We start from the raw sequence: 7,707 nt of genomic DNA, 5'->3' as shown, positions 1-7,707 counted from the left end.
CCACGGCCGTGGTCAGCTGGCTGACCGCGGTACCACTCGCGGGCACCTCCAACCGGACCGTCATCGAGTACGAGACGCTGGGCGCCGTTGCCATGGCCGACTTCCTCTGCTGGTGCGTTGTGTGTTGTGTCCGGGGAGTCCGGTCCGCGACCGGCATCAGGCCCTGGTCCCGGCGATGTGCTCCGGGCGCAGCAGGTCCGCGAGCCGGTCGGCGGGCAACAGGCCCTTTTCCAGGACGAGTTCGGCGACGCCGCGCCCGGTGGCCAGGGCCTCCTTGGCGATGCCGGTGGCGGCGGTGTAGCCGATGTGCGGGTTGAGGGCGGTGACGAGCCCGATCGAGTTCGCCACGCTCGCGCGCAGGGTCTCGGTGTTGGCGGTGATGCCGGACACGCAGCGTTCCGCGAGGGTGAGGCAGGCGGCGCGCAGGTGGGTGATGCTTTCCGAGAGGGAGTGGAGGATGATCGGTTCGAAGGCGTTGAGCTGGAGCTGTCCGGCCTCGGCGGCCATGGTGATGGCCACGTCGTTGCCGATCACCTCGAAGGCCACCTGGTTGACGACCTCGGGGATGACCGGGTTGACCTTGCCCGGCATGATGCTCGAACCGGCCTGCACCGGCGGCAGGTTGATCTCGTTGAGCCCGGCACGCGGCCCGGAGGACAGCAGCCGCAGATCGTTGCAGCTCTTGGAGAGCTTGACCGCGATCCGCTTCAGCACACCCGAGAGATGGACGAAGGCGCCACAGTCCTGCGTCGCCTCCACCAGGTTCGCGGCGGTGATCAGAGGCAGCCCGGTGATGTCCTCCAGATGCCCGCGGGCGGCCTCGGCGTAGCCCTTCGGGGCGTTGAGCCCGGTGCCGATCGCGGTCGCGCCGAGGTTGATCTCATGGATGAGCAGGGCGGCCTCGCCCAGTCGGCTCTGGTCCTCCTCCAGCATCACCGCGTACGAGGAGAACTCCTGCCCCAGTGTCATCGGCACCGCGTCCTGGAGCTGGGTGCGGCCCATCTTCAGGATGTCGCCGAACTCCTCGGCCTTGGCCCCGAAGGCCTCGCGCAGGACGGTCATCGCGTCGAGGAGTTCCCGTACGGCGATGATCGTGGAAACGTTGACGGCGGTCGGGTAGACGTCGTTGGTGGACTGGCTGAGGTTGACGTCCTCGTTGGGGTGGAGGATGCCGTACTCACCCTTGGCGTGGCCCAGGATCTCCAGCGCCCGGTTGGCGATGACCTCGTTGGCGTTCATGTTGGTCGAGGTCCCGGCGCCGCCCTGGATCACATCCACGGTGAACTGGTCGTGCAGCTGGCCGCGGCGTATCTCCTGACACGCGGTGGCGATGGCGTCGGCCTTCTCCGGAGCCAGCAGGCCCAGGTCCTCGTTCGCGCGGGCCGCCGCCTCCTTCACGGCGGCGAGCGCGTTGATGAGGTGCGGGTACGCGGAGATCGCCGTACCGGTGATGGGGAAGTTCTCCGAGGCGCGCAGGGTGTGGATGCCCCAGTACGCGTCGGCGGGGACGTCCCGGTCGCCGAGCAGATCGTGTTCACGGCGACAACCGGCAGTCATGGACACATCAGTTCCTTGGGGAGGGGTGGTGGGGATTCGGGTGAAGGAGGGCATGACGGCGACCGCATCAACGCCGCGTGATCAGGACCTGTCCGGCGCCCCTGCGGACACCGGGCCAACGGCGGTCCTTGCCGTTGCGTTCATGGAAGACCACTTTGGAGAGCCGATCCTGTGAAGTCCATCGGCAATTTCCCAGGTTGCCTGTGAAGCTCTACTTCACAGACGCCTTCCCGTCTGGTGAACTGCCCCCTGTGATCGATCCACGAAGGCTCCGGGTGCTGCAGGCTCTGGCCGAGCACGGCACCGTCACCGCCGCCGCCCGGGCCCTCTACCTGTCCCCATCAGCGGCTTCGCAGCAGCTCGCGGCGCTCGAGGCGGAGGTCGGGCATGTGCTGCTGGAGCGGCGCGGCCGCACCGTCCGGCTCACTCCCACGGGCGCGCTACTGGCCGACCACGCGATGAAGATCGCCGCACAGCTGGAGCAGGCGGAGGCCGACATGGCCGCCAGCTCGGAGGGGCTGGCGGGCGAGGTGACCATCGCCGCGTTCGCGAGTGCGATCACCGAAGTGGTGGCCCCTGCGGTGGCGGCGCTGCGGAAGCACGCCCCGCAGGTGCGGATCCGCGTGAAGGACGCCGAGGGGCATGCGAGCAGGCGGCTCCTCGTCGACGGCGCCGTCGACATCGCCCTGGCGGTGGAGCACCGGGACTCCCCCGGCCAGCACGGTGACCAGCTGCTGCGCGAGCCGCTGTACGCGGAACCGTTCGATGTGGTCCTGCCGACCGACCATCCGCTGGCCTCGGCCGCGGAGGTGGACCTGACCGATTTGAAGGCGGATCCGTGGATCACGCCGTGGCCCGGTAATCCGGTGCATGACGTCGTCCTGAGCGCCTGCGAAGCGATCGGTTTCCAGCCTCGGGCGGAGTGCCTGGCCGATGACTCCCGGGCGGTGTGCGCGCTGGTGTCGGCCGGTTCCGGGGTGGCGCTGGTGCCCCGTTCGGCGCTCCACGGCATCGCCTTCGGCGGCGCCGTCGCGCGCCCGGTCAGGGGCCCCCGTCCGACGCGGCGGGTGTTCACCGCCGTGCGGCGCGGCAGCGAGGGGCATCCGCTGCTGCGGCTGGCGCTACGCGGACTCGGCGACCAGGCCGCCGCCCTCAGCGCCTGATCAGGCGCTGAACAGCGACGGCGCCGGCCGCCGAGTCGTCCGCTCAGCTCATGACTGGGATCAGAGTTCAGAGCTTTACGGGGTCAGAGCTTTTCGAAAGGGTCGTGCTCGGAGAGAAGCTTCTCCACCCGCGCCTGATCGACCCGGCTGACGATCTGCCCGGCCTCCTGCCGGTCCCGGATCACCTTCGCCAGGGTGAAGGCGGAGGTCACCAGGTAGAGCACGGCGATGGCCAGGAAGCCGCGTACCCAGGCGTCGGCGCTCAGCCGGAAGATGCCGATGGCGGTGGCCGCCATGGCGATGGAGAAGGAGGCGACCGCCTGACCGTAGAACGCGGTCGTGCTCTGTTGCTTGACCGGAGTCTCACTCATGGGCAAAGGATCGGCGGCCGTGGTCGTTGCCACATCCGTTCGGATACTCAGTACGTACTCAGATCGGGCGCGCGCCGCGGATTGTTTCGCGCGGTGGAACGGGCTGCGCAACAACTCCGGGAGGCGCCAGCCTCGAAGAACGCGGGCCCGGTCAGTGGAACGGGGGAGGGCCCGACGGGACGAGTTCGGCACCGCACATCAGTGGAGGAACCCTTGCGTTCGAAGCGCTCAGTCATCGTGGCTCTGGCGGCGGGGGTCGCTGTCGCGCTCCCGGGTGCGACCGCGGCGCACGCCGCGGCCGGTGGGGGCTCGGGAGGCGTGGAGCGGACAGGGGCGGAGATCCGCCCGTTCGGCACCTGTGCGATCGGCGGCCACATCTGCGGCAACGTCTACAACCGCGACAACCGGTACACGCTGATGATCACCAATGACTGGGGGAAGCATCGCAACTCCTCGACCTGGCGCGTCCTCAAGCCCGGCCAGAACGGACACCACGTGGGCGTGAAGGATGTCGACGGCTACTGGGTCGGCCCCGGGTGCAAGGTCAAGCGGTCGCTGGGGCTGAGGACGGTCGGGCCCGGCTGGCACAAGGTGCGGGACGGTCAGAAGATCCAGATCGTCGACATCCGCTGCTGACCGGCCCGCCCGCACGGCCGCATCGACGGCGTGCCCCGCGGCCCGGTCAGGCCGCGGGGCACGTCGTGCGGTACGCCGTGCCGGGGATCAGCTGGTGCCACTCCTGTGAGGTGAGGTTGCGGCCCGCGGTGCGGCACAGCTCCGCGGCGGTGCGCCGGAGGTCGACGTTCCACAGCATGACGGACTGGTCGTCGCCCCCGGTGGCCAGCGTGCGGCCGTCCGGGCTGAAGGCGAGCGATCTGACCTGCTTGGTGTGGCCGGTCAGCTGGGCCAGCGGGCTGCGCCGGGCGACGTCCCACAGCATCACGGACTTGTTCGCGTTGGCCGTGGCGAGGGTGCGGCCGTCCGGGCTGAACGCCAGGGCGAACGCGGGTCCGGTGCTGTCGGCGAGGTCGGCGACGCGGGTGCGCCTGGCCACGTCCCACAGCATCACCTTCTGGTCGATGCCCGCGGTCGCCAGCATGCGGCCGTCCGGGCTGAAGGCCACGCCTCTGAGCTGTCCCGTGTGCCCGGTCAGGGTGGCCAGCCTGGTCCGTTTCGCCACGTCCCACAGCGTCGCTTTGCGATCGTGATTGGCGGTGGCGAGAAACCGGCCGTCGGGACTGAAGGCCACGCCGTTGACGGCTGTCCCGGGTTCTCCGGACGCCGCGGTCAGCGAGGCCAGCCGGGTGCGGCGGGCGGCGTCCCAGAGGATGACCTTCTTGTCCGCGCCGCTCGTCGCGACGAGGCGGCCGTCCGGGCTGTAGGCGACATCCGTGACGCTGCCGGAATGCCCGGTACGCCTCGCGGGCGGACCGTGGCCCGAAGCGCTCCAGAAGGTGAGGACGTGGTTGCGGGCGCTCGCGGGCCGCGCGTCGGCGCCGCTCGCCGTGGCGATGGTGCGTCCGTCGGGGGCGAACGCCACGGCGTGGACGGACCCGGAGCCGCTGGGGAGAGTGGCGCGGCGGGTGCGGCGCCTGGTGTCCCAGAGCACGACGGTGTCATCGGCGCCGCCGGTGGCGAGGGTGCGGCCGTCCGGGCTGAAGGCCACGTCGTTGACCCGGTCGCGGTGGCCGGAGAGGGGAATCCGGGCCGTGTCCCAGAGCACGACCTTGCCGTCCTCCCCGGCGGAGGCGAGAACAGAGCTTCGCGGGCGATACGCGAGCGTGTAGACGTTGGTGGTCTGCCCGGTGAGCGTGGTCAGGCGGGTGGCGCTGCCGACGTCCCACAGCATGACCGACTTGTCGTGCCCTCCCGTGGCGAGGGTGCGCCCGTCCGGGCTGAAGGCCACCGCTCTGACCTCTCCCCGGTGGCCGCGCAGCGTGGCCACGCCGGTGTGGCGTCGTACGTCCCACAGCCTCGCCGTCCAGTCGTCGCTCGCGGTGGCGAGGGTGCGGCCGTCGGGGCTGAAGGCGACGGCGCCGACGGACTCGGTGTGGCCGGTGAGGGTGGCGGTGCGCTTGCCCGTCGCGGTGTCCCACAGCATCACCTTGTGGTCCGCGCCCGCGGTGGCCACGGTGCGGCCGTCGGGGCTGAACGCCACCGCCCAGACGATGCCGGTGTGGCCGGCGAGGGTGCGCTTCCGGGTCCGGCGCTCGGTGTCCCAGAGCCTGACGCTGTGGTCGGCGCCCGCGGTGGCCGCGGTCCGGCCGTCCGGGCTGAAGGCGATGCTCTTGATCTGCCCCTTGTGGCCGGTCAGGGCCGCCGACGGCGTGCGCGCCGCGGCGTCCCAGAGCATCAGCTTCCCGTCGTTGCCTCCCGTGGCCAGGGTGTGGCCGTCCGGGCTGTAGGCCACCGCGCGCAGCCAGGTGTGGTGTCCGGTCAGGGTGGCGAGCCGCCGCCGTGTGTTCGTGTCCCACAGCATCACCGTACGGTCGCGGCTGACGGTGGCGAGCGTGCCGTCGGGGCTGAAGGCCGCCTCGGAGACGGCGTCGGCGTGGCCGGACAGCTCGGCCCGGTAGTACCGATGTGCCGAGATGGACAGCATGGCGCTGCGCGCTTCGAATGTCCGCGCGGTACGGAACGCCTCCACGCTCAGCAGCATGGCCGCGGCCGGACGGGACTCGACGAGACCGAGCGCCTCGGCCGCCAGTTGCCGTGACACGGCGATGCGGTGGGCCCGTACGGCATCCCGGCGCTGTTGCAGGGCGACCACGCTGACGCCGGTGACCACGAGCAGCAGCAGGGCGAGGCCCGCGGCGAGAAGGCGCAGATGGCGGTGGCGCCGCGCGGCCGCGGCCCGCTCGCTGTCCGCCAGGCCGACACTCGCGTCGAGGAACGCCCGTTCCACCGCGTTGAGTTCGGCTCGGCTGCCGTCGCGGGAAGCCCAGTCGCGGAGGACCGCGAGCCGGGTGCCCCGGTACAGGGCGCCGGCGTCGCGCTCCAGCTCCGCCCAGGCCCGGGCGGCCTCGGTCAGATGGCGGTGGGCGCGCAGCCGCTCGCGGTCCTCTTCGACCCAGCCGCGCAGCCGGGGCCAGCCGCTGATCAGTGCCTCGTGCGCGAGGTCCACGGCGTCCTCGTCCTGGGTGATCAGCCGGGCGCTGGTCAGCTGTTCGAGGACGAGGGAGAGGTCTTCGGGGGCGGCGATGGTGTCCAGTTCGGACCGGTCGACGGGGCGGCGGGTGTCCTGGGCGCCCTCCCCCGGGGTGATCAGCCTGAGCAGTACGAGGCGGGCGATCCCGGCGCGTTCGGGGGTGAGCTCGGCGTAGGCGCGTTCCGCTGTGCGGGCGATGGCGCCGTGCAGGCCGCCCGCCGCCTCGTACGCCGTCTCGGTCAGCGCCCGGCCGCGGCGGCGGCGCCAGGTCTCCAGCAGGACGTGGGACAGCAGGGGCAGTCCCCCGGGTTCGTCCGTGACCCCCTCGATGAGCCGGGCGGTCAGGGCGCGCTCCACGATGAGTCCGGCGGCGGCGGCCGGTTTCACTATCGCCTCGCGCAGTTCGGCGGGGCTCATCGGTCCGACCAGCAGGGTGGCGGTCCGCAGCGCTGCGCCGAGCCCGCGGTGCTCGGCGCAGCGGCCGAGGAAGTCGGCGCGCACCGCGATGATCACGCGTAATCGGCTCCCGGGTTCGCATGCCGCGCGCAGCAGGTCGGTGAAGGCCGTCCGCTCCGCTGGGTCGGCGCACAGGGTGAAGGTCTCCTCGAACTGGTCGACCACGACCACCGTGTCGCCGTCGCCGTCCTTGGGCGTGAGCCGTTCGGCGTGAGTGCGGGCGGGGTGCGCGCCGGGGGTGAAGATGCGGATGGCCGCCGGGCGCTCCTCCTCCGGGGCGGCGTGCTGGAGGGCCGGGATCAGCCCGGCGCGCAGCAGCGAGGACTTGCCGCTGCCGGAGGCGCCGACGACGGCGGTGAGCCGGTGCTTCCGCATCAGCTCCCGCAGATCGGCGACCAGCTCCTCGCGGCCGAAGAACCGGTCGTGATCTCGGAGTTCGAAGCGGGCGAGGCCCTGGTACGGCGGCTCGGCGTCGTCCTGTTCGGCCGCCTCGGCGGCCGCTTCCTCGGCCACCTGCCTCCAGCGCCGCTCCCAGTCCTCCGGGTCTCCCCCGCATCCCTCGACATAGGCCAAGGTGACCTGGAGGGAGGGCAGTTGTTCGCCCGAGGCGGCTCTGGACAGGGTGGAGACGGTATACGGCGTGCGCTGGGCCAGGACGCGGTAGGTGACCCCGTCGGCCTCCTGGCGCAGCTTGCGCAGTTCCAGCGCGAACCGCTGTACGGGCCCGGCGCCCGGATCGAGTGGCGCTTCCGGTCGGCCCATCGGGATCCCCTCTCCCCGCTTCCCCGTCGTCCACAACTTAGGGAGCCGCGAGATGCCTGGACAAGGCCGCGCCGGGGGCAGGGCGTCGCCCTCGGTGACTGCCTCAGCTGTGACGACGTGATTGTTGCGGGCTGCGGACCGGGGCTGCGCAACAAGGTCGGCGCCGCGGAGAGTCGTTGGCGTACGGCGTCGCCCGGCTCACAGCGGGCCGGGCGACGCGTCGGACGGAGAACCGCTGCGCCCCGGACCG

Annotated in this window: 6 protein-coding genes; 3 read left to right on the top strand and 3 right to left on the bottom strand. The window is 71.6% G+C overall.

Annotated elements, in window-relative coordinates; genetic code table 11:
- Positions 1 to 156: 156 nt before the first annotated feature.
- A complete protein-coding gene (gene aspA, locus ACH4TL_RS37345; protein ID WP_398332036.1) occupies positions 157 to 1,557 on the bottom strand; it encodes an aspartate ammonia-lyase in 1,401 nt (466 codons plus the stop codon).
- 52 nt (positions 1,558 to 1,609) lie between these two features.
- Here aspA and ACH4TL_RS37340 point away from each other — a divergent pair, with 52 nt between their 5' ends.
- Both ACH4TL_RS37340 and ACH4TL_RS37335 read left to right on the top strand, forming a co-directional pair.
- A complete protein-coding gene (locus tag ACH4TL_RS37340; protein WP_398332033.1) occupies positions 1,610 to 1,732 on the top strand; it encodes a hypothetical protein in 123 nt (40 codons plus the stop codon).
- A gap of 76 nt (positions 1,733 to 1,808) precedes the next feature.
- Complete coding sequence (locus ACH4TL_RS37335) at positions 1,809 to 2,720, top strand: LysR family transcriptional regulator (protein ID WP_398332030.1); 912 nt, start codon at positions 1,809 to 1,811, stop codon at positions 2,718 to 2,720.
- 83 nt (positions 2,721 to 2,803) lie between these two features.
- Here ACH4TL_RS37335 and ACH4TL_RS37330 read toward each other — a convergent pair whose 3' ends face one another.
- Entirely contained in the window at positions 2,804 to 3,091 is a 288-nt protein-coding gene (locus ACH4TL_RS37330; RefSeq protein WP_398332027.1) for a YiaA/YiaB family inner membrane protein, read from the bottom strand.
- A 213-nt stretch (positions 3,092 to 3,304) separates the two neighbouring features.
- On the opposite strand from ACH4TL_RS37330, the gene ACH4TL_RS37325 reads away from it, so the two are divergent.
- Positions 3,305 to 3,727, top strand: a complete 423-nt coding sequence (locus ACH4TL_RS37325) for a hypothetical protein (RefSeq protein ID WP_398332024.1) — start codon at positions 3,305 to 3,307, stop codon at positions 3,725 to 3,727.
- 46 nt (positions 3,728 to 3,773) lie between these two features.
- On the opposite strand, the gene ACH4TL_RS37320 is transcribed toward ACH4TL_RS37325, so the two are convergent.
- On the bottom strand, positions 3,774 to 7,457 hold the full coding sequence (locus tag ACH4TL_RS37320) for a hypothetical protein (protein ID WP_398332022.1): 3,684 nt from the start codon (positions 7,455 to 7,457) through the stop codon (positions 3,774 to 3,776).
- Positions 7,458 to 7,707: the final 250 nt, after the last annotated feature.

This window comes from Streptomyces sp. NPDC021115, assembly GCF_044333065.1.
Classification (GTDB): Bacteria; Actinomycetota; Actinomycetes; order Streptomycetales; family Streptomycetaceae; genus Streptomyces.
This window is presented reverse-complemented; position numbering and strand designations above follow the sequence as displayed.

What these genes read in the sequence shown, in the direction of transcription:
- aspA (WP_398332036.1), bottom strand. Translation starts at nt 1,557, where the DNA reads ATGACTGCCGGTTGTCGCCGTGAACACGATCTGCTCGGCGACCGGGAC.
- ACH4TL_RS37340 (WP_398332033.1), top strand. Translation starts at nt 1,610, where the DNA reads ATGACGGCGACCGCATCAACGCCGCGTGATCAGGACCTGTCCGGCGCC.
- ACH4TL_RS37330 (WP_398332027.1), bottom strand. Translation starts at nt 3,091, where the DNA reads ATGAGTGAGACTCCGGTCAAGCAACAGAGCACGACCGCGTTCTACGGT.
- ACH4TL_RS37320 (WP_398332022.1), bottom strand. Translation starts at nt 7,457, where the DNA reads ATGGGCCGACCGGAAGCGCCACTCGATCCGGGCGCCGGGCCCGTACAG.